Genomic DNA, 20,074 nt, shown 5'->3' on the forward strand with positions numbered 1-20,074 from the left:
ATGCGGCGTCACCGGCGCAAGACAAAAATGCGGAGAGGGTTATGTGCGGAATTGTGGGCATCGTGGGGACAGAGCCGGTGTCGGAGCGGTTGGTCGATGCGTTGAAGCGTCTGGAATACCGGGGCTATGATTCGGCCGGCGTTGCGACGATCACCGAGGGCGCCTTGCATCGCCGGCGCGCCGAAGGCAAGCTCGTCAATCTCGAAGCGAGGCTGAAGGAAGAGCCGCTGAGCGGCACCATCGGCATCGCCCACACGCGCTGGGCAACCCACGGCGCTCCGACGGAGCGCAATGCCCACCCGCATTTCACCGACGGTGTCGCGGTCGTCCACAACGGCATCATCGAGAATTTCGCGGAAATCAAGGACGAGTTGACGGCGGTCGGCGCCGAGTTTCTGACCGACACGGATACGGAGGTCGTCGCGCATCTCCTGGCAAGATATCGCCGCGAGGGCATGGGGAGGCGCGAAGCCATGCATGCGATGCTGAAGCGGGTCAGGGGCGCCTATGCGCTTGCGGTCCTCTTCGAGGATGACCCGTCGACCATCATGGCGGCGCGCAACGGACCGCCTCTGGCGATCGGCCACGGTAACGGCGAGATGTTCCTGGGCTCCGACGCGATCGCGCTGGCACCCTTCACCAACGAAATCACCTATCTGGTCGATGGCGACTGGGCCGTCATCGGCAAGACCGGCGTGCACATCTTCGACAGCGAGGGCAACGTCGTCACGCGCCCGCGGCAGGTCTCGATGGCTGCCGCCTATCTGGTTGATAAGGGCAATCATCGTCACTTCATGGAGAAGGAGATCTACGAGCAGCCGGAGGTGATCTCCCACGCACTCGGCCATTACATCAACTTCATCGACAACCGGGTCGTGCCGGTTTCCGACGGCATCGATTTTGCCAAGGTTCCGAGCCTCGCCATCTCCGCCTGTGGCACGGCCTATCTGGCCGGTCTGATTGGCAAATACTGGTTCGAGCGTTATGCGCGCCTGCCGGTCGAAATCGACGTCGCCTCAGAGTTCCGCTATCGGGAAATCCCGCTCTCGCCGCAGTCGGCCGCCCTTTTCATATCGCAATCGGGCGAGACGGCCGATACGCTCGCATCGCTCCGGTATTGCAAGGAGCACGGCCTGAAGATCGGCGCCGTCGTCAACGTCCGCGAATCGACCATTGCCAGGGAGTCCGACGCCGTCTTTCCGATCCTTGCCGGCCCCGAGATCGGCGTCGCCTCTACCAAGGCATTCACTTGCCAGCTTGCTGTCCTTGCTGCGCTCGCCATCGGCGCGGGCAAGGCGCGGGGCACGGTCAGCGACGAGGAGGAGCAGGCGCTCGTCAGGAGTCTCGCCGAGATGCCGCGGATCATGGGCCAAGTGCTGAACAGCGTCCAGCCGAAGATCGAGATCCTGTCGCGGGAACTCTCCAAATGCCGCGACGTGCTTTACCTCGGCCGTGGCACCAGCTTTCCGCTGGCGATGGAGGGCGCGCTGAAGCTCAAGGAGATTTCCTATATCCATGCGGAAGGCTATGCGGCCGGTGAGTTGAAGCATGGGCCGATCGCGCTCATCGATGAAAACATGCCGGTCATCGTCATCGCGCCGCACGACCGCTTCTTCGACAAGACCGTCTCCAACATGCAGGAGGTGGCCGCCAGGGGCGGGCGGATCATTCTCATCACCGACGAGAGGGGTGCCGCGGTGTCGAAGCTCGACACGATGCACACCATCGTGCTGCCGGACGTCGACGAGATCATCGCGCCGATGATCTTCTCGTTGCCGGTCCAGCTTCTCGCTTACCATACGGCCGTCTTCATGGGGACTGATGTGGACCAGCCGCGCAATCTCGCCAAATCGGTGACCGTCGAATGATCATTCGACCGGAGACCGACGGTGATCGTGAGACGATCCGGCAGGTCACGGAGGCGGCCTTCGCCGATCAGTCCTACAGCGATCAGACCGAGGCGGGGATCATCGAGCGGCTGCGCGCCGAGGGCGCATTGACGCTGTCGCTCGTCGCGGAGGAAGATCGTGAGGTGATCGGCCACATCGCTTTTTCGCCGGTGACGATAACGCCTCCGACCACTGGCTGGTACGGACTCGGTCCCCTGTCCGTCCGGCCTGATCGGCAAGGGTGTGGCACGGGAAGCGCGCTCGTCCGTCGAGGGCTTGAAATGCTGCGGAATTCCGGCGCCGCCGGTTGCGTCCTGGCGGGAGATCCGGCCTTCTATGGAAGGTTCGGGTTCCGCAATGAGCCTGCTCTTGTTTTTCCAGGTTGTGCGCCGCAATATTTCATGGCTCTACCCTTGTCAGGAACGCTGGTTTCCGGCACGGTCAGCTATCATCCCGCCTTCGGAGCGGTTTGACGGATCGATGGCAACAGCATGACGGACGGTTCCAAAAGCGGCATCATCGCGGCGCGATTGCGCAATTACTTTCTTACTGGCCTCATCATCTGCGCTCCCCTGGCGATCACGGTCTGGCTGGTTCGTTCCTTCATTGAGTGGGCGGACGGCTGGGTGAAGCCGTATTTGCCGAGCTTCTACAATCCGGACACCTATCTGCCTGTCGCCATTCCGGGTTTCGGGCTCCTGATCGCCGTGGTGGTGATCACTCTGGTCGGCTTCCTGACCGCAAACCTTGTGGGGCGCTCGATTATTAATTTCGGCGAGTCGCTGGTCCACAAGACGCCGTTGGTCCGTTCGATCTACAGATCGTTGAAGCAGATCTTCCAGACGGTGCTGCAGGACCAGTCGTCCTCCTTCAAGAAAGCCGGCCTGATCGAATATCCGAGCCCCGGGTTGTGGTCCCTGGTGTTTATCGCCACCGATGTGAAGGGCGAGATTGCGGCGAAATTCGATGAGCGCGGCATGGATATGGTGACCGTGTTTCTTCCGCCGACGCCGATCCCGACCGCGGGATTCCTGCTCTTCGTGCCTCGCGAGAAAATCATACCGCTGCAGATGAGCGCCGAGGACGCGGCGAAACTCTTGATCTCAGGCGGTCTCGTGGCTCCGGATTACCAACCGCTTGCAAACGCGCCGCGGCCGATCACGCAGCAAAAGACCGCCTGACGTCCGGCATTCTAGCCGGCGCGCAGAAAGCGGATCGCCTCGTCCCGGCGGTAGAGATAGAGAAGCGTCCTCAAGGCCTGGCCGCGCTCTGACGTCAGTTCCGGATCACGATCGATGGCATAGGCGGCGTCCTTGCGCGCCATCTCGAGAAGATCGCTATGCGCTTCGAGGCTCGCGATGAGGAAGCCCGGCGTACCGGACTGGCGTGTGCCGAGGAGTTCGCCTTCACCGCGCAGCTTCAGATCCTCCTCGGCGATCAGAAAGCCGTCCTCGGTCTCGCGCAGGATCGACAGGCGTGCGCGGCCGGCTTCGCTGAGCGGGCTTTTGTAGAGTAATATGCAGGTCGATGCCTCGTCGCCACGCCCGACGCGGCCGCGTAGCTGGTGCAACTGCGCAAGGCCGAAGCGCTCCGCATGTTCGATCACCATGATCGTCGCGTCAGGTACGTCGACGCCGACTTCCACGACCGTCGTCGCCACGAGCAGGCGGATCTCGCCGTTCTTGAAGGCGAGCATGACGGCGTCCTTCTCCGGTCCCGCCATGCGGCCGTGCACGAGGCCGACATCATTGCCGAAACGGCGGACGAGGCTTTGATAGCGCTCGTCGGCGGACGTGGCGTCGGTCTCCTCGGATTCCTCGACCAGGGGGCAGATCCAATAGGCCTTCTTGCCCTGCCCAAGTGCTGCATCAAGCCTGTCGATCACCTCGTCGGTACGCTCGGTTGGTATCGTGACGGTCTGGATCGGCTTGCGCCCTGCCGGCTTCTCCGTGAGCTTCGATACGTCCATGTCCCCGAAGGCCGCGAGCACCAGGGTGCGGGGAATCGGCGTTGCCGTCATGACGAGCATATGCGGGGAGATGCCTTTGGCCGTCAGCCGCAGCCTCTGGTGAACGCCAAAGCGGTGCTGTTCGTCGACGACGGCGAGCACGAGCTGTCGATAGTTCACCGCATCCTGAAAAAGCGCATGTGTGCCGATGATCATCTGCGTATCGCCGGAAGCGATGCGTTCGAGGATTGCGTCACGCTCCTTGCCCTTGGTTCTGCCGGTCAGGACGTCGATCGTGATGCCTGCGGGGGCCGTCATCTTCGAAAGCGTGGCATGGTGCTGCCGGGCCAGAATTTCCGTCGGTGCCATCAGCACCGCCTGGCCACCGGATTCGACCGCCGCAAGCATCGCCATCAACGCCACGGCCGTCTTGCCGGAGCCGACGTCACCCTGCAGGAGGCGCAGCATGCGCTCGGATCCGGACATATCGGCAAGGATGTCCCTGACCGCCGCCGACTGGCTCGTCGTCAACGAGAAAGGAAGGGCGGCGATCACCGGGCCGCTCAGCCGGCCAGTCGGATGCACGGGCGTGCCGGCCAGTTTGCGCAAGCGCTGGCGAACAAGGGCGAGCGAGAGCTGGCCCGCGAGAAACTCGTCGTACGCAAGCCGCCTGCGGGCCGGCGCCTGCGGGGCGACATCGGTCTCGTCACGCGGTTCGTGCAGACGGTGAAAACTTTCTTTCGCGCTCTGAAAGCCTTGTTGGTGCAGAAGCGACTCGTCGAGCCATTCCGGCAGATCCGGTACCCGGGCAACGGCCGCCTCGATCGACTTGTGAAGAAGCTTGGACGAGAGCCCGGCCGTCAGCCCGTAAACGGGTTCGACGAGAGGCAGGCTCCCGGCTTCGGCGGCCCGGACCATGTAATCCGGATGGACCATGGAGGCGCGCCCGTTGAACCAGTCCACTTTGCCGCTGACGATGACTGTTTCATCGATCGGCAAAGCTTTTTCCAGCCAGTTCCCCTTGACGTGAAAGAAGGTGAGCGCCAGTTCGCCGGTGTCGTCGTGAAGAAAGACTCGATAGGGCACGTTCGGCCTGCCGCGTGGCGACGGTTGGTGGCGGTCCACGCGCCCGGTGATGGTGACGATCGCTCCTTGTGGCGCGTAGGCGATGCCCGGTTGACGGCGACGGTCGATCAGCGAATGCGGAGCATGGAACAGGAGATCGATGACCCGGCAATCTTCAATCGATTCGCGCCCGAGCAGGCGGGCGTAAAGCTCGCCGGTCTTCGGTCCGATGCCGGGCAAAGTGTCGAGAGGTGAAAACAGCGGATCGAGCAGGGCAGGGCGCATGATAGTGAAATTGCGACGATAAATCCGGCTTTGGCAAGGCTGACAACCCGCTTTTCAGCGTTTATAGAACCCCCGTCATCACGATCCGCCGCACCGGTGGACGGCAGGAAGGAACCCCATGACCGGCATTTCACGTACGAGCGCCGATCTTGATCCGCGTCGGCGCAGGATCCTCTTCCGCGCCTGGCACCGCGGTATTCGCGAGATGGACCTGGTCCTCGGGCAGTTTGCCGAGGCGGAGATCGCGAGCTTGTCCGGCGCGGAGCTCGACGAGCTTGAAACGATCATGCGCGAAGAAGACAACGACCTCGTCCGCTGGATCACCGGAGAAAAGCCGCTGCCGGAGCGTTATGCGACGGAACTTTTCGCCCGCATCGCCGCTTACCGCCCGGATTTCGATCCGGTTCGCCAAGACGCCAGATAAACATGATGATGCTACCCGGCCTCGACCCGAAGAAGGTCCTCGCGGCGACGCGGGAGTTGACGATCGGTCCGGTGCCTTCCGGCGCCGAGGCGTTGGTTCTCGCCGAACTGGCGCGAGCGGGGGCGCCCGTTGCCTATATGCTCTCCGACGGCCAGCGCATTGCCGACCTCGAGCAGGTGCTGGGTTTCGTAGCGCCGGACATTCCCGTCCTCACTTTGCCCGGTTGGGACTGCCTGCCTTACGACCGCGTCTCGCCGAGTGCCGATACCTCGGCGCGCAGGCTTGCGGCCTTGGGCGCACTCATTGCACATCGTGCGAAGCCGCACCCGGCGATCATGCTCGTCACGGTCAATGCCGCGCTACAAAAGATTTCGCCGCGGGACGTGATCGAGAGCCTCGCCTTTTCCGCGCGCCCCGGCAACCAGATCCGGATGGACGATCTCGCCGCGCGGCTGGAGCGAAACGGCTTCGAGCGCGTACCGACGGTGCGCGAGGTCGGCGAATTTGCGGTCCGAGGCGGGATCCTCGACGTCTATGTGCCGGGTAGCAGCGAGCCGTTGCGGCTCGATTTCTTCGGCGATACGCTCGAGACGATCCGTTCCTTCGATCCCGCCAGTCAGCGTACGATCGGGCAGGTCCGCTCTCTCGATCTCAATCCGATGAGCGAGGTTTCGCTGACGCCGGAAACGATCAGCCACTTCCGCAAGCAATATCTTTCACTCTTCGGCGCAGCCACGCGCGACGACGCGCTTTACCAGGCGGTCTCGGAAGGGCGCCGCTATGCCGGCATGGAGCATTGGCTGCCGCTCTTCTATGATCGCCTCGAAACGGTCTTTGACTATCTCGATGGGTTTCGCATCGTGACGGATCACCTCGCGCGTGAAGCAGCCGCGGAACGCTCGAAGCTCATCCTCGACTATTACGACGCACGCCTTGCCTCCGCATCGCCGGGCAAGTCGCAGCTTGCGCAGGGCACGCCCTACAAGCCGGTGCCGCCGGAGATGCTTTATCTGAGCGCGAAGGGCTTCGGCGTGGCGCTCGCCGAGCGCGACGCCATCCGCCTCTCGCCGTTCTCCGAACATGAAGGAGAGGCCCGTCAGGTCGTGACCATAGAGGCGCGTCAGGGCCTGCGATGGGCAAAGGGGGCAGGTGAGGCCGACGACGACGGCGCGCGCGTCAATGTCTTCGACCAGGCGGTGAGGCACATTGCCGAGAAGCGCGCGAAAGGCGCAAAGGTTCTCGTTTCCGGCTGGACGGAAGGATCGCTCGACCGTCTCCTGCAGGTGCTCGCCGAGCATGGCCTTGCCAATATCCGCCCGGTCAAAGCCCTCTCCGATCTGCGCTCGCTGAAGCCGGGTGAGGCGGCGTCAGCGGTCCTCAGCCTCGAAGCGGGATTCGAGGCAGGCGATCTCGTCATCATCGGCGAGCAGGACATTCTCGGCGATCGCCTAGTGCGCCGCTCGAAGCGCCGCAAGCGCGGGGCCGACTTCATTGCTGAGGTGACGGGTCTCGACGAGGGCAGCTACGTGGTCCACGCCGAACACGGCATCGGCCGCTTCGTCGGGCTGCGCACGATCGAGGCCGCCGGCGCGCCGCATGATTGCCTCGAGCTTGTCTATGCCGACGACGCTAAGCTCTTCCTGCCGGTAGAAAACATCGAGCTTCTGTCGCGCTATGGTTCGGAAGGGACGGATGCGATCCTCGACAAGCTCGGCGGTGTCGCCTGGCAGGCGCGCAAGGCGAGGCTCAAGAAGCGGCTGCTCGACATGGCGGGCGGCCTCATCCGCATCGCCGCCGAAAGGCATACCCGACACGCGCCGGTCCTGAACGCCCAGGACGGGGCCTATGACGAATTCGCCGCCCGCTTCCCTTACGACGAGACCGAGGATCAGTTGAACTCGATCGAGGCGGTTCGGGATGATCTCGGCAGCGGCCGGCCCATGGATCGTCTCGTGTGCGGCGATGTCGGCTTCGGCAAGACGGAGGTGGCGCTGCGTGCCGCCTTCATCGCGGCGATGAATGGGGTGCAGGTCGCCGTCGTCGTGCCCACGACTTTGCTTGCGCGGCAGCATTTCAAAACCTTTGCCGAACGATTCCGCGGTCTGCCGATACGCATCCAGCAGGCGTCCCGTCTCGTCGGCTCCAAGGAGCTGGCGCTGACGAAGAAGGAGGTTACTGAGGGCAAGACGGACATCGTCGTCGGCACGCATGCACTTCTCGGTTCGTCGATCAAGTTTGCGAACCTCGGCCTGCTCATCATCGATGAGGAGCAGCATTTCGGCGTCAAGCACAAGGAACGGCTCAAGGAGCTGAAGACCGATGTGCACGTGCTCACGCTATCGGCGACGCCGATACCGCGCACGCTTCAGCTCGCGCTCACCGGCGTTCGCGAATTGTCGCTGATCACGACGCCGCCGGTGGATCGCATGGCGGTGCGCACCTTCATTTCGCCCTTCGACGCGCTGGTGATCCGCGAGACGTTGATGCGCGAGCATTACCGCGGCGGCCAGAGCTTCTACGTCTGCCCGCGTGTGAGCGACCTTCCGGAGATCCACGACTTCTTGAAATCCGACGTGCCGGAATTGAAGGTCGCCGTGGCGCACGGCCAGATGCCGGCGACCGAACTCGAGGACGTCATGAACGCCTTCTATGAGGGGCGCTTTGATGTCCTTCTCTCGACGACGATCGTCGAGTCGGGGCTTGACGTGCCGACTGCGAATACATTGATCGTGCACCGCGCCGACATGTTCGGTCTCGCCCAGCTCTACCAGCTTCGCGGCCGGGTAGGGCGGTCGAAGGTGCGCGCCTTCGCGCTCTTCACGCTTCCCGTCAACAAGACGTTGACGGGGCCGGCGGAACGGCGTCTCAAGGTATTGCAGTCGCTCGACACGCTTGGAGCCGGATTCCAGCTCGCCAGCCACGACCTCGATATCCGCGGCGCCGGCAATCTCCTCGGCGAGGAGCAATCCGGCCATATCAAGGAGGTCGGCTTCGAGCTCTATCAGCAGATGCTCGAGGAGGCGGTCGCCGAACTCAAGGGTGAAGAGGAAATCCACGACACCGGTTGGTCGCCGCAGATATCGGTCGGCACGCCGGTCATGATTCCGGAAGAGTACGTGCCGGATCTCAACCTGAGGCTCGGACTCTATCGTCGCCTCGGCGAGCTGACGGATCTCAAGGAAATCGACGGCTTCGGGGCGGAACTGATCGACCGCTTCGGTCCGCTGCCGACCGAGGTCCAGCATCTGCTGAAGATCGTCTACGTCAAGTCGCTCTGCCGCACTGCGAATGTCGAGAAGCTCGATGCCGGGCCGAAGGGCGTCGTCGTTCAGTTCCGCAACAAGGAGTTTCCGAACCCGGCCGCCCTCGTCGGCCATATCGCCAAGCAGGGAACGCTTGCCAAGATCCGGCCGGACCAGAGCATCTTCTTCCAGCGCGATCTCCCGACGCCCGAGAAGCGTCTCTCGGGTGCCGCGATGGTGATGACGCAGCTCGCGGTGCTCGCAAAACCCGCTTGAAACGAAACGCCGCAGCTCTTTCGCGCGGCGTTTTCCTCTTTGACGATCAGTGCGCCGGGTGGGCAGCCTTCATCTGCGCGATTTCGCGCAACGCATTCGTCAGGGTCTCGACAGATTGCGCGCCCATCACCGCATATTGCTGCTCGATGATGAAACAGGGCACGCCGGTAACGCCCATCTCCCGGGCCATGTCGACCTCCTGCTTCACGGCGTCCTTGTCGGCGTCGGATGCGAGTAGAGCGGCAATGACCGGGCGATCGAGGCCAGCCTGTTCCGCGATGTCAAGCAGAACGGCGTGGTCGCCGACGTTGCGACCTTCCTCGAAATTGGCCTTGAAGAGTCGCCGCACGACATCCGTCTGCGCGAGGTCACCGCTGGTTGCCGCCCAGCGTATCAGCCGATGCGCGTCGAGAGTGTTCGGGCTGATCTTCACGGCTTCGAAATCGAAAGCGATGCCGACTTCCTGCCCGAGTTCTTCGAGCATCCGATGCGCCTGGTCGACGGACGTCTGGCCGCCGAGTTTTGCCGCGAGATGCCGTTTATGGTCGACCCCTTCCGGTGGTAGATCGGGGTTCAGCTGATAGGGGCGCCACTGGATCGCTACATGAATCTCGCCGGCAACGTCGGCAATTGCCTGCTCAAGCCTGTTCTTTCCAAGATAACACCACGGGCAGACCACGTCCGAGACGATATCGATGTTGACGGTTTCCATGGTGCGGCCTTTCCAGTTGCCAAAGCTGCCACATAGGCCGCTCCGCCGCTTCTTTCAATGCGTTACAAAATAGATACCAGCTTACTGGGCGCGCTCGTCCCACCAGGTCGGCAGCTGATAGCCGTAGAGCGGCACCGTCGATGGGCGGCCGATATGTTTCCACCGCGCGATCCATTGCGCGTCCAGGTGGTAAAGCGGCACGAGGTAGGAATTGTTGACAAGCAGCCGGTCGTGGGCGCGAACGGCGGCGGTGAAGTCTTCGGGGCTCCGCGCCTGAAGGATGTTGTTGATCAGCTTGTCGACGTCCTTGTCGGCGACGCCCGCGAAGTTGGAACTACCTTGGCGATCACGCGAAACGGACCCCCAATAGGATATCTGCTCGGCGCCCGGAGACAGCGACGAAGGATAGGACTTGATGATAACGTCGTAGTCGAAGGACTGGCTGCGCAACTGGTATTGCGAATCATCGACGGTGCGCACCCTCGCGACGATGCCGAGCGGTGCGAGAAAGCGCTGATAGGCGAGCGCGATCTTCTCCTGGCCGGCATTCTGGCTCATGATTTCGAACGCGAGCGGGGTGCCCTTCGCGTCGACCATCTTGCCGTCCTTGATGGAATAACCCGCCTCGCGAAGCAGCGTCACCGCTTCCCGCAGGACGTTTCGATCGCGGCCCGAGCCGTCCGTGACCGGCAGGCGATAGGTGCCGTCGAGGATCGCGGGATTGATGCGCTCCCGAACGTCTCCCATCAGACCGAGCTCGCGGTCGTCGGCGGCAGCGCCGAGGAAGGAAAGCGACGAGTTCTGCCAATAGCTCTGGGTGCGCGTATAGGCGCTGTCGAAAAGGTTCTTGTTGACCCATTCGAAATCGAAAACGAGGGCGAGCCCCTGTCTTAGCTTGATGTTGTCGAACATCGGCTTGCGCGTGTTGAAGACGAAGCCGAGCATGCCGGAAGGGGTCCTGGGCTTGAACGTCTCCTTGATCACGTCTCCCGAGCGAACGGCGGGGAAATCATAGGCGCGCGCCCATTTGGTGGCGCTGCCTTCGGGATAGACGTCGATCTCGCCCTTCTTGAAGGCTTCGAAAAGCGTATTCTCCTGAAGGAAATACTCGACGGAGATCTCATCGTAGTTGTCGATACCGATCTTCGAGGGCAGGTCCTTGCCCCAGTAATCAGGATTGCGGCGATAGACGATGCGCTCGCCGGGCTTCACCTCCGTGACCCGGTAGGGGCCCGAGCCGAGCGGCGGCTCGAGCGTCGTCCTGTCAAAGCTATCGACATTGATGGCATGCCTCGGCAGCACCGGCGAGAGCGCCAGCAGCAGCGGAAACTCGCGATCGGCATCCTCGGTGAAGGTGAAGCGCACGCTGCGTTCGCCGACCTTCTCCATCTTTGCCACTTTGGAAAGGCGATTGCTGAAGGGGGCGCGTCCCTTGTCCCGCAGCAATTCGAAAGTGAAGATCACGTCTTCGGCTGTCACCGGCTGACCGTCGGCCCAGCGGGCTTTCGGATTGAGATTGAACTGGATGAAGGTGCGATCGTCGTCCCATTCGACGGTTTCGGCAAGCAGTCCGTACATCGTGAAAGGCTCATCCTGCGAGCGCTGCATCAACGATTCGTAGACCAGGTTGCCAAAGCCCGGATCCCACATGCCGCGCGCGGTGGTGCGCATGCTCTTCAGGATGAAGGGATTGAGGCTGTCGAAAGTGCCGACGACGCCATAGGAAATTTTCCCGCCCTTCTTCACGTTGGGATTGACATAGGGGAAGTGCTTGAAGTCTGCCGGCAGTGCAGGCTCGCCGTGCATCGAGATCGCATGGACCGGAGCGGCCATAGCTTCATTGGCCAACGTGTTGGCTGCCAGGAGCATGACCAAACCGGAAAGAACTGCGCGCAACTTCACCTCCCGCGGGATTGTACGAGGTCGATTCCCGGCACGTTAGCAACGCGGGCGCACATTTCCAACCTTCGGCGGCAGGGATCAGGAAAGGACAAGCTCGAATCCTGTCACGCCGGACTCTGATTGGAAAAGGCCGCTCAAACGCAATTGGTTGCGTAAAATGCAACGAAACACTGGATAATCGGCACGAGCCAATGTAACAGGTGTTTCCGGAATCGGGGCCATTCAAATGCCTCATTTGGCCAACAGGACAACGGGCGGCTGACGATACTCACCTGCGGAACAGTCCGTTCCGTGACCGGATTTCAGGGGAATAAGAATGATCTTCAAGTCGAACTTCACCAAACGCGCGGGATTGGCAGCGCTGGCGCTTTCTGTCGCAGCCGCCGGTGCGCCGAGCATCGCATCCGCGCAGCAGGCGGGAGGCAGGCCGCCGCAGGGTTGGTTCAAGGTCTGCACCAAGCAGGAAGACAACGATGTCTGCATCGTTCAGAACCTGCTGACCGCCAATAACGGCCAGCTCGTCACGGCCGTCGGCCTTATCTCCGTCTCAGGCAAGATTAATCGCAAGGTCATGCAGGTCTCCGTACCCTCCGCGCGCATGATCCCGCCGGGCGTTCAAATGCAGATCGACGGCGGCAAGGGCGTCAAGCTCGACTACGCGATCTGCATGCCCGACAAGTGCGTCGCCGAAGCACCGCTTTCCGATGCGCTGATCGCCAGCCTGAAGAAGGGCAATGAGGTGGTCTTCACCTCGGTCAACTTCCAGCGCGCTCCGAACCCGATCAAGATGACGCTGGAGGGGTTCACCGGCGTTTATGATGGTGAACCGATCGAACAGTCCCAGCTCGAAGAGCGCCAGCGCCTGCTGCAGGAAGAAATGCAGAAAAAGGCAGAGGACGCCCGCAAGAAGCTGGAAGAGGCGCAGAAGGCCGCCAAGGCGCAGTAATCATCACTCGCCTTCCCGAATGAAGCGAACGCCCGGACTATCCGGGCGTTTTTTTATGGCCCGCGAGCTCAGGTTGGCAAGTCCCATCGCGACAGCCACTCGAAAAAGCCCTGCGGCAGATGCGCGGTATGGGATTTCGCGATCTCATAGGCGCCGACGATTGGCGCAATAGAAGGAAAAAGTGCCAGAAGCTGGCCGCTACGCAGTTCCTTTTCCACGAAAGAAGGATTGGCCTGGCCGATACCCAATCCGGAAATGCAGGCGTCGATTGCCGCCTCGTCCGTGTCGAAGACGAGGTTCCCGCCTCGCGGGTCGAAGGCAAATCCGGCGCACTCGCACCAGCGATGCCACGACCAAGCGTCCGCCGTATCCAGAAGCAGAGGCAGATCCAAGAGCTGTGCTGGTTCGCGGCGGTGATCGAAACCGGAAAAAAGATGCGGCGAACAGACCGCAATCGTCCTGTCGATCAAAGAGCCTTGCGGAAAGGCGTGCGCCTGTGTGCCACGCTGATAAGTCACCGCCACGTCCGCTGCCTCGCCGGAACCGAGCGCCAGCGAATGAATGGAGATGTCGACCGTCGGATTTTGCTGAAGATAGGAGCCGAGACGCGGGATCAGCCAGCGCCGTGCCAATGTTATCGGAGCCTGGATGACGAGGCGAGAGCGGTTCGGCTGGATCGAGCGTGCTCCGGTTTCGAGCGTTGAAAGAGCGCTGGTGACATGAACGAGGAAATGCCGGCCGGCCTCGGTCAATTCGATGGCATTATGCCGACGATGAAAGAGCGCGACGCCGAGTGTCTGCTCGAGTGTCTTGACCTGACGGCTCACCGCGCCCGCAGTCAGATGCATTTCGGCGGCAGCCAGTGTCAGGCTTCCAGTCCTCGCCGCGGCGGCGAAGGCGGGTAGTGCGCCGAGCGGCGGAAGACGCGGAACCTTGGTTTGAGTTTTTCTCATGCCGGCGTGAAAACCTTTCGATTGCAATATAAATGCCCATCGACTTTTTAAGCTAAATTTACGTCAAGGAATATACCGGCTCGACAGGGACTTGTTTGGAATAATTCTAAATAAGGTTCGGCTACATCGGCGTTCGAGAGCTATAACTCCTGTCGACGTTCTTCTTCCGGCTGCTCGTTGCAACTCGAAAGGTCCTCCGCCATTCGGGTGAATTTCTATCTGCGGGCCAAGTATTCTCCAAAGAAAAATCCAGGATTTCTTGAACTTATTTAGAAGAATAAACTTGAATATAATTATCATGTATGCAATGCCGGAGCAGGATAACGAAGAGCGGGGGATCCGGGCGGAATGGGTGCAAGAGCATTGTCCGAGGCAGGGGTGACGAGCGGCGTTTCAAGAGTGCGACTTGCGGCTTTCTCATGCTGGATAGCAGAAACGCGGCGTCAGCCCCTCTCAGTCGCCGAGCCGTTGCCTCTTCGACCGGTCATTTCATCTCACAACCAGGAGGGTCCCATGTTTTCCCGGGTCAACATTATAACTTCTCGGTGGAGGGCCCAAGTTTACGCGGCCGGCATCGCGGCTCTGATCATGTCGGCGGCTCCCGTCTTGGCCGATGAAAATAAGACGCTGAGCCTTGTCGACGATCGCGGCGTTGCGGTCGAAGTTCCTGCATCGCCGACGAGGATCGCTTCGATCTCCTATTTCGCGGCGGATGTCGCCCTAGCCCTGGGCGTGAAGCCGATCGCGAGCACATACATGGTCCAAGGCCGCAATCCGGATTTCCTTGCAGACTATCTCGAGGGCGTGAAGGAAATCGGCCAGCGTGCAACACCGAACCTTGAGCTGCTCGCCGAAGCGAAGCCGGATGTAACGGTGGCGATCAGACGCTATACCGAAGGCAATGCCGAGCAGATTGCGAAGATTGCACCTTATCTTGCCTATAATCTGGAGCTCTATGCCGACAGTGACCGCACGATCAATCAACTCGCCGCGATCCTCGGTCAGCCGAAGCGTGGTCAGGAACTCAATGCACGCTTCAAGGCGGCGGTCGAAGAATTTTCTGCCAAGGCGCCGAGGGATCAGCATCCGCGCTTCGTGGTGATGTGGGGCGGCGATACCCCCTGGGTCTTCCGCTCTGAGAACATGACGGCGGCAATCCTCGTGGCACTCGGCGGCGACAATATCGCCGGGCAGAATCCGACGCCCTATCTTCCCGACAACTGGGGTATGGAGATGAGCCTCGAAATGATGCTCGAGAAGGATCCGGAGGTCATCTTCGTCTATGACTACGGCCCGGACCGGCCACATGAAAACAACCCGATATGGCAGCAACTCTCCGCGGTGAAGAACGGTCGCGTTCACTATGTCGGCGATCATTGGGTTGAGGCGCACGGCCCGATCGCCAGAGAGATCGTCCTGCGCGAGGCGGCACATCTGCTCTATCCGGACGCGTTTCCGGCCGTCGACGTCAAGGCGGAAGCGCGCAAGCTCATTCCGGCCTCTGTCGAATAGTGGCGATCTCGGAGAGGCGGCATGAGGACACGTAGCCGGTGCATCGCCGCAATCCTTCTGGCGGTCTCGGCGGCTGCGCTCATCGGCTTTGCGGCGTTGCTTTTCGGCGCCAAGCCGATGAGCCTCGACGCGGCGATGCGGGCCGTGTTCGTGCCCAGTCAGAACACTGACGGTATCATCGTCTGGACGCTCAGGATGCCTCGCAGCATTGCTGCCTTCCTCGCCGGCGCTGCGCTTGCGGTCGCCGGTCTGCTCCTGCAGGTGATCACCCGCAATCCGCTCGCCGCACCGGATTTGACGGGCGTTTCAGCGGGCGCAGTCGTACTAATCGTATTGACCTTCGTCGTCTTTCCAACGGTTTCCTCTGTCTTCTACCCCTTCATTGGAATGAGCGGGGGCCTGCTCGCCGCCGCAATGACGATCTGGGCCGCGCGAGCCGGACGGGCACCGCCGCTTCATCTGGCCCTCAGCGGCATCACGGTGTCCCTGTTCCTCAATGCAACCACCGCCTATATCCTGATAAGAGGGGCACCACAGTCGCCTTCTGTCCTGTTCTGGTTGTCGGGTGGCTTTCAGGGGCGCTCCTGGCCGCAGGTGACATACATGCTGCCGTGGATCGTCCTCGGCATCGGTGCGGCGCTCGCGAGCCATCGCGTCATCGGGCTGCTTGCGCTGGGCGACGAGGCATCGGCCGGCATGGGGCTGAATACGGCGCGATGCAAACTCCTGCTTCTCCTCTGTGCGGCGGCGTTGGTAGCCGGCGTGACGCCGGTGGCAGGACCGGTCGCCTTCATCGGCCTCACCGTGCCACATCTCGTTCGTCTCCTCCGGCCGGCGGAAGCCGTTTCGGCCATATTGCTCAACGCCTCGTTCGGCGGCGCCATTCTGCTTACGGCCGACGCGCTCGCCCGATCCGTCGCCGCGCCGCGCGAAATCCCCGTCAGCATCTTTACGGCGCTGATCGGCGGTCCGATCTTTCTCTATCTGGTGCAGAAGCGCGAACATCTGCCAAGCGGGGAAGGCGCGCGATGACTTTCGGGACGCCGACTTCGGGCCGATTGGGAAGAGGATTGGTCGCGCCGCTGACTCTATCGGCGGCGCTGCTGATCGCTGCGGTTTTTCTCGGCGTCGTCGATCTGCCCGCCGCAGACATTCTCGCGGTCCTTGCCGGACGCGGATCGGACGATGCCGACCTCGTCATCGGGACAATCCGCATTCCCCGTATTCTGACCGGTATTCTCGCCGGCGCTCACTTCGCGGTGGCCGGCCTGCTGCTGCAGGCGATCACACGCAATCCACTTGCCGATCCGACGATTCTCGGCATCTCGCAAGGCGCGACACTGACGGTTACGATCTTCCTGCTGTTCGCGGTCTATGGCTCGGGCGCGGATGCACACACGCTCTACAGCCTGCCGTTGCACTGGTTGCCACTCGTCGCCTGTGCGGGTGGCATGCTGACCGGACTGCTCGTCTATTATCTCGCGATGCGCAATCGCTTGAGCGTGCTGCGGCTGACGCTTTCCGGAATCGCCATCGGCGCGACGTTGCATGCCTTGGCGATGGGGCTGATCGCCGGGTGGGGCAGTTCCCGCTTCGAGATCGTCATGCAATGGCTGTCGGGGAGCCTCTATGCGCGCAGTTGGGAGCATGTGGTTTTTCTGCTCCCCTTTACGTTTGCTGCCGCGGTGGCCTTGCCCCTGTTGCACCGCTCGATAGACATGCTCCGATTTGAAGAAGACGTGGCCCGATCGTTCGGCCTTTCCTACCGCCTGCACTTCAGCCTGGTTCTTCTCACCGCCTGCGGTCTCGCGGCGAGCGCCGTTGGAACAGTTGGTCCGCTGATCTTCGTCGGCCTCGTTGTGCCGCATCTCGCGCATTTTCTCGCCGGGCGGAGTTTCGGCATGGTCATGCCGCTTACGGTGGTCCTCGGCGCCTCTCTCGTGACGGGCGCCGACCTTGCCGGACGTTTGCTTGGCCAGGCGGAGGAAATCCCGATAGGCGTAATCACCGCGCTTACTGGTGCTCCTGTGCTCCTCTTCCTTCTGCGCCGCCGTTCCTGAGGCATGCCCATGATCCTGAAAGCAACAAACGTCAGCATAAGATACGGTGCGCACTGCGCGCTCGACGGCTTCTCGCTTGGCTTTTCCCCCGCGGAGATAGTGGCACTTATCGGTCCGAATGGTTCGGGCAAGAGTACGGCTCTGCATGCGCTTGCCGGGCTGACGCGCCCGGAGGTAGGCGAGGTCGTTCTTGACGGACGGGAGATGAGGCAGTGGAAGAGGAGGAACCTCGCCAAAAGGCTCTCTTTCCTGCCCCAGGCGCCTTACGCACCGGACGACATGAGCGTGGAGCAATTGGTTCGGCAGGGACGCTTCGCTCACCTCGGACCGTTTCAGGGCTTTCGCAGTGAAGATCGCATGGCCGTTCAGTGGGCGCTCGAAAGCACCGGCCTCGAGGAACTTGCCGATCGCGGATTGAAGGAACTGTCCGGCGGCGAACGCCAGCGCGCGTGGATCGCCGCGGCGCTCGCCCAGGAAAGCGGCATATTGATTCTCGACGAACCGACCTCGTTTCTCGATATCGGTCACCAGGTGGAAATACTCGAGCTGATTTCCCGGCTTAGCCGCGAGCGCGGCGTGACCGTGGTCATTGCGATCCACGATCTCAATCACGCCATGGCGATCGCGGACAGGATCGCGCTTCTTTCCGCAGGCAGACTCGTGTTCGAAGGCTCGCCGGCCGCACTCAGCACCACAGGTCTTCTCGAGACGACCTTCAACGTCAAAGGCAAGTTCATTCGATCCGATGCCGCAGACGCACCCTATCTGCAGATACGGGTTCAGCGGTAGACGACAGGTGCGCCGTCCGCTCCAGCAAACACACAACGGGGAGTGAGTGGGAAAGAGTGAGCGGGTTGCCTCTGCATCCCGCTCGCTTGGGAGGTAGTGAATGGTGATGGGTCGGTCCGACCCAAAGTCCTAGCGACCTAGTGCCGATATATGGCCTTAGGCTTGTAGTGCCCGGCGTCGGCCTTTTCGAACAGCTCATCTACCTGCGTGTGGCGGATCGGCCTGTCGCTATCATCGGAAACGAGATTCTGTTCCGAGACATAGGCGACGTATTCGGTTTCATCATTCTCCGCGAACAGGTGATAGAAGGGCTGGTCCTTGGCGGGCCGGATCTCCTGCGGGATCGCGTTCCACCATTCTTCCGTATTGGCATATTCCGGGTCGACGTCGAAGATGACGCCGCGAAACGGGAATATCCGATGGCGAACCACCTGTCCGATCTCAAATTTCGCGTTTCTTTGTTTCATGACGCAACACATCCTTTCAGATGATTATCTGGGTTGTCGCATGTGGAACATCAATAGGTAGGCCAACCCGCCGGCGAACCGTTCGTTCCGGCGTCGAACTAAAAAGGCGGGATTCGAATGAACCCCGCCGCCTCGTTCATTTCGAACGGACCTGGCCAATGGGGTGCCCGGTCCGAGCCGTCATCAGACGGAATAGTACATGTCGAACTCGACCGGGTGCGGGGTCATTTCGAAGCGCATGACCTCCTGCATCTTCAGTTCGATGAAGGAGTCGATCTGGTCGTCATCGAAGACGCCGCCGGCGGTCAGGAACTTGCGATCCTTGTCCAGGCTCTCGAGGGCTTCGCGCAGGCTGCCGCAGACTGTCGGGATCTTCTTCAGCTCCTTCGGCGGCAGATCATAGAGGTCCTTGTCCATGGCTTTGCCGGGATGAAGCTTGTTCTTGATGCCGTCGAGACCGGCCATCAGCATAGCGGCGAAGGCGAGGTAGGGGTTCGCGCTCGGGTCCGGGAAGCGGACTTCGACGCGCTTTGCCTTCGGGTTGCTGCCGAACGGAATGCGGCAGGAGGCCGAGCGGTTGCGGGCGGAGTAGGCAAGCAGAACCGGCGCTTCGTAGCCCGGGACGAGACGCTTATAGGAGTTCGTCGACGGATTGGTGAAGGCGTTCAGCGCCTTGGCATGCTTGATGATGCCGCCGATGAAATAGAGGCAGGTCTCGGAAAGGCCGGCATATTCGTCGCCGGCAAACGTCGGCCTGCCGTCCTTCCAGATTGACAGATGCACGTGCATGCCGGAGCCATTATCGCCGAAGACCGGCTTCGGCATGAAGGTCGCGGTCTTGCCATAGGCATTGGCGACCTGGTGCACCACGTATTTGTAAATCTGCATCTTGTCGGCGTTGCGCACCAGCGCGTCGAACTTGACGCCGAGTTCATGCTGAGCCGCGGCCACTTCGTGGTGATGCTTTTCCACCGTGACGCCCATTTCGGTAAGAACGGTCAGCATCTCGGAGCGCATGTCCTGGCTGCTGTCGACCGGCGGGACCGGGAAGTAGCCGCCCTTGACGCGCGGGCGATGGCCGAGGTTGCCCGTCTCGTAGTCGGTGTCGTCATTGGAGGGCAGTTCGGAGCAGTCGAGCTTGAAGCCGGTGTTGTACGGGTCGGCCTTGTATTTGACGTCGTCGAAGACGAAGAATTCTGCTTCCGGACCGACGAAGATGGTGTCGCCGATGCCTGAGGCCTTGAGATAGGCTTCGGCCTTCTTGGCCGTACCGCGCGGGTCGCGATTATAGGATTCGCCCGAGACGGGATCGAGAATGTCGCAGAAAATGACCATGGTGGACTGAGCGAAGAACGGGTCCATATGCGCCGTTTCCGGATCAGGCATCAGTACCATGTCGGACTCGTTGATAGCCTTCCAACCGGCAATCGAGGAACCGTCGAACATGACGCCGTCGGCGAACATGTCTTCATCGACGACAGCGATATCCATCGTCACGTGCTGCAGCTTGCCCTTCGGATCGGTAAAGCGCAGGTCGACGAACTTGACGTCGTTATCCTTGATTTGCTTCAAAACTTCACTCGCAGTCGTCATTTGTTGCAATT

General features: G+C 61.4%; 16 protein-coding genes. 10 read left to right on the forward strand and 6 right to left on the reverse strand.

The window, feature by feature from the left end; all coding sequences use genetic code 11:
- Positions 1-41 precede the first annotated feature (41 nt).
- The 3 genes from glmS to AYK65_RS07990 are packed head-to-tail and all read left to right on the forward strand — an operon-like array spanning position 42 to position 3,070.
- Complete coding sequence (glmS, locus tag AYK65_RS07980) at positions 42-1,868, forward strand: glutamine--fructose-6-phosphate transaminase (isomerizing) (RefSeq protein WP_046120978.1); 1,827 nt, start codon at positions 42-44, stop codon at positions 1,866-1,868.
- Complete coding sequence (locus AYK65_RS07985; protein ID WP_081158152.1) at positions 1,865-2,362, forward strand: GNAT family N-acetyltransferase; 498 nt, start codon at positions 1,865-1,867, stop codon at positions 2,360-2,362. Before glmS ends, AYK65_RS07985 begins: the two co-directional genes overlap by 4 nt.
- An 18-nt stretch (positions 2,363-2,380) precedes the next feature.
- Positions 2,381-3,070: a DUF502 domain-containing protein gene (locus tag AYK65_RS07990; protein ID WP_026614163.1), complete on the forward strand. Its 690-nt coding sequence runs from the start codon at positions 2,381-2,383 to the stop codon at positions 3,068-3,070.
- A gap of 11 nt (positions 3,071-3,081) precedes the next feature.
- Here the strand turns inward: AYK65_RS07990 and recG are convergent, their stop codons facing one another.
- Positions 3,082-5,187, reverse strand: coding sequence for an ATP-dependent DNA helicase RecG (gene recG, locus AYK65_RS07995; RefSeq protein ID WP_081158153.1), 2,106 nt, complete (start codon positions 5,185-5,187; stop codon positions 3,082-3,084).
- A 118-nt stretch (positions 5,188-5,305) separates the two neighbouring features.
- On the opposite strand from recG, the gene AYK65_RS08000 reads away from it, so the two are divergent.
- Both AYK65_RS08000 and mfd read left to right on the forward strand, forming a co-directional pair.
- On the forward strand, positions 5,306-5,611 hold the full coding sequence (locus AYK65_RS08000) for an FAD assembly factor SdhE (RefSeq protein WP_026614161.1): 306 nt from the start codon (positions 5,306-5,308) through the stop codon (positions 5,609-5,611).
- A gap of 2 nt (positions 5,612-5,613) precedes the next feature.
- Complete coding sequence (mfd, locus tag AYK65_RS08005; RefSeq protein ID WP_081158154.1) at positions 5,614-9,129, forward strand: transcription-repair coupling factor; 3,516 nt, start codon at positions 5,614-5,616, stop codon at positions 9,127-9,129.
- Positions 9,130-9,175: 46 nt separating this feature from the next.
- Here mfd and AYK65_RS08010 read toward each other — a convergent pair whose 3' ends face one another.
- Both AYK65_RS08010 and AYK65_RS08015 read right to left on the reverse strand, forming a co-directional pair.
- Positions 9,176-9,841: a DsbA family oxidoreductase gene (locus AYK65_RS08010; protein ID WP_081158155.1), complete on the reverse strand. Its 666-nt coding sequence runs from the start codon at positions 9,839-9,841 to the stop codon at positions 9,176-9,178.
- A gap of 81 nt (positions 9,842-9,922) precedes the next feature.
- Positions 9,923-11,737, reverse strand: coding sequence for an extracellular solute-binding protein (locus AYK65_RS08015; RefSeq protein ID WP_139793147.1), 1,815 nt, complete (start codon positions 11,735-11,737; stop codon positions 9,923-9,925).
- 322 nt (positions 11,738-12,059) lie between these two features.
- Between AYK65_RS08015 and AYK65_RS08020 the strand changes: the two genes are divergently transcribed.
- Positions 12,060-12,689, forward strand: coding sequence for an invasion associated locus B family protein (locus AYK65_RS08020; RefSeq protein WP_026614157.1), 630 nt, complete (start codon positions 12,060-12,062; stop codon positions 12,687-12,689).
- Positions 12,690-12,757: 68 nt separating this feature from the next.
- On the opposite strand, the gene AYK65_RS08025 is transcribed toward AYK65_RS08020, so the two are convergent.
- Positions 12,758-13,642, reverse strand: coding sequence for a LysR substrate-binding domain-containing protein (locus tag AYK65_RS08025; RefSeq protein ID WP_081158157.1), 885 nt, complete (start codon positions 13,640-13,642; stop codon positions 12,758-12,760).
- 588 nt (positions 13,643-14,230) lie between these two features.
- On the opposite strand from AYK65_RS08025, the gene AYK65_RS08030 reads away from it, so the two are divergent.
- From AYK65_RS08030 to AYK65_RS08045, 4 genes are read left to right on the forward strand one after another with little or no spacing between them, the layout of a single operon-like run.
- Positions 14,231-15,154 (forward strand): ABC transporter substrate-binding protein, encoded by a 924-nt coding sequence (locus tag AYK65_RS08030; RefSeq protein ID WP_420810241.1) that lies wholly within the window; start codon positions 14,231-14,233, stop codon positions 15,152-15,154.
- A gap of 21 nt (positions 15,155-15,175) precedes the next feature.
- Positions 15,176-16,186, forward strand: a complete 1,011-nt coding sequence (locus tag AYK65_RS08035) for a FecCD family ABC transporter permease (RefSeq protein ID WP_046120971.1) — start codon at positions 15,176-15,178, stop codon at positions 16,184-16,186.
- Positions 16,183-17,214: a FecCD family ABC transporter permease gene (locus AYK65_RS08040; protein ID WP_046120970.1), complete on the forward strand. Its 1,032-nt coding sequence runs from the start codon at positions 16,183-16,185 to the stop codon at positions 17,212-17,214. The genes AYK65_RS08035 and AYK65_RS08040 overlap by 4 nt, the downstream gene beginning before the upstream one ends.
- 9 nt (positions 17,215-17,223) lie before the next feature.
- On the forward strand, positions 17,224-18,003 hold the full coding sequence (locus tag AYK65_RS08045) for an ABC transporter ATP-binding protein (RefSeq protein ID WP_026614152.1): 780 nt from the start codon (positions 17,224-17,226) through the stop codon (positions 18,001-18,003).
- Between the two features lie 137 nt (positions 18,004-18,140).
- Here AYK65_RS08045 and hspQ read toward each other — a convergent pair whose 3' ends face one another.
- The gene (gene hspQ, locus AYK65_RS08050) at positions 18,141-18,470 is read right to left on the reverse strand and encodes a heat shock protein HspQ (protein WP_026614151.1); all 330 of its coding nucleotides are present in this window, start codon (positions 18,468-18,470) and stop codon (positions 18,141-18,143) included.
- A 183-nt stretch (positions 18,471-18,653) separates the two neighbouring features.
- A complete protein-coding gene (gene glnA / locus AYK65_RS08055) occupies positions 18,654-20,063 on the reverse strand; it encodes a type I glutamate--ammonia ligase (RefSeq protein WP_026614150.1) in 1,410 nt (469 codons plus the stop codon).
- Positions 20,064-20,074: the final 11 nt, after the last annotated feature.

Source organism: Ensifer aridi, from assembly GCF_002078505.1.
Lineage (GTDB): Bacteria > Pseudomonadota > Alphaproteobacteria > Rhizobiales > Rhizobiaceae > Sinorhizobium > Sinorhizobium aridi.

Coding starts and splice junctions, on each gene's coding strand:
- glmS (WP_046120978.1), top strand. CDS start 42: ATGTGCGGAATTGTGGGCATCGTGGGGACAGAGCCGGTGTCGGAGCGG.
- AYK65_RS07985 (WP_081158152.1), top strand. CDS start 1,865: ATGATCATTCGACCGGAGACCGACGGTGATCGTGAGACGATCCGGCAG.
- AYK65_RS07990 (WP_026614163.1), top strand. CDS start 2,381: ATGACGGACGGTTCCAAAAGCGGCATCATCGCGGCGCGATTGCGCAAT.
- recG (WP_081158153.1), bottom strand. CDS start 5,187: ATGCGCCCTGCCCTGCTCGATCCGCTGTTTTCACCTCTCGACACTTTG.
- AYK65_RS08000 (WP_026614161.1), top strand. CDS start 5,306: ATGACCGGCATTTCACGTACGAGCGCCGATCTTGATCCGCGTCGGCGC.
- mfd (WP_081158154.1), top strand. CDS start 5,614: ATGATGATGCTACCCGGCCTCGACCCGAAGAAGGTCCTCGCGGCGACG.
- AYK65_RS08010 (WP_081158155.1), bottom strand. CDS start 9,841: ATGGAAACCGTCAACATCGATATCGTCTCGGACGTGGTCTGCCCGTGG.
- AYK65_RS08020 (WP_026614157.1), top strand. CDS start 12,060: ATGATCTTCAAGTCGAACTTCACCAAACGCGCGGGATTGGCAGCGCTG.
- AYK65_RS08025 (WP_081158157.1), bottom strand. CDS start 13,642: ATGAGAAAAACTCAAACCAAGGTTCCGCGTCTTCCGCCGCTCGGCGCA.
- AYK65_RS08030 (WP_420810241.1), top strand. CDS start 14,231: ATGTCGGCGGCTCCCGTCTTGGCCGATGAAAATAAGACGCTGAGCCTT.
- AYK65_RS08035 (WP_046120971.1), top strand. CDS start 15,176: ATGAGGACACGTAGCCGGTGCATCGCCGCAATCCTTCTGGCGGTCTCG.
- AYK65_RS08040 (WP_046120970.1), top strand. CDS start 16,183: ATGACTTTCGGGACGCCGACTTCGGGCCGATTGGGAAGAGGATTGGTC.
- AYK65_RS08045 (WP_026614152.1), top strand. CDS start 17,224: ATGATCCTGAAAGCAACAAACGTCAGCATAAGATACGGTGCGCACTGC.
- hspQ (WP_026614151.1), bottom strand. CDS start 18,470: ATGAAACAAAGAAACGCGAAATTTGAGATCGGACAGGTGGTTCGCCAT.
- glnA (WP_026614150.1), bottom strand. CDS start 20,063: ATGACGACTGCGAGTGAAGTTTTGAAGCAAATCAAGGATAACGACGTC.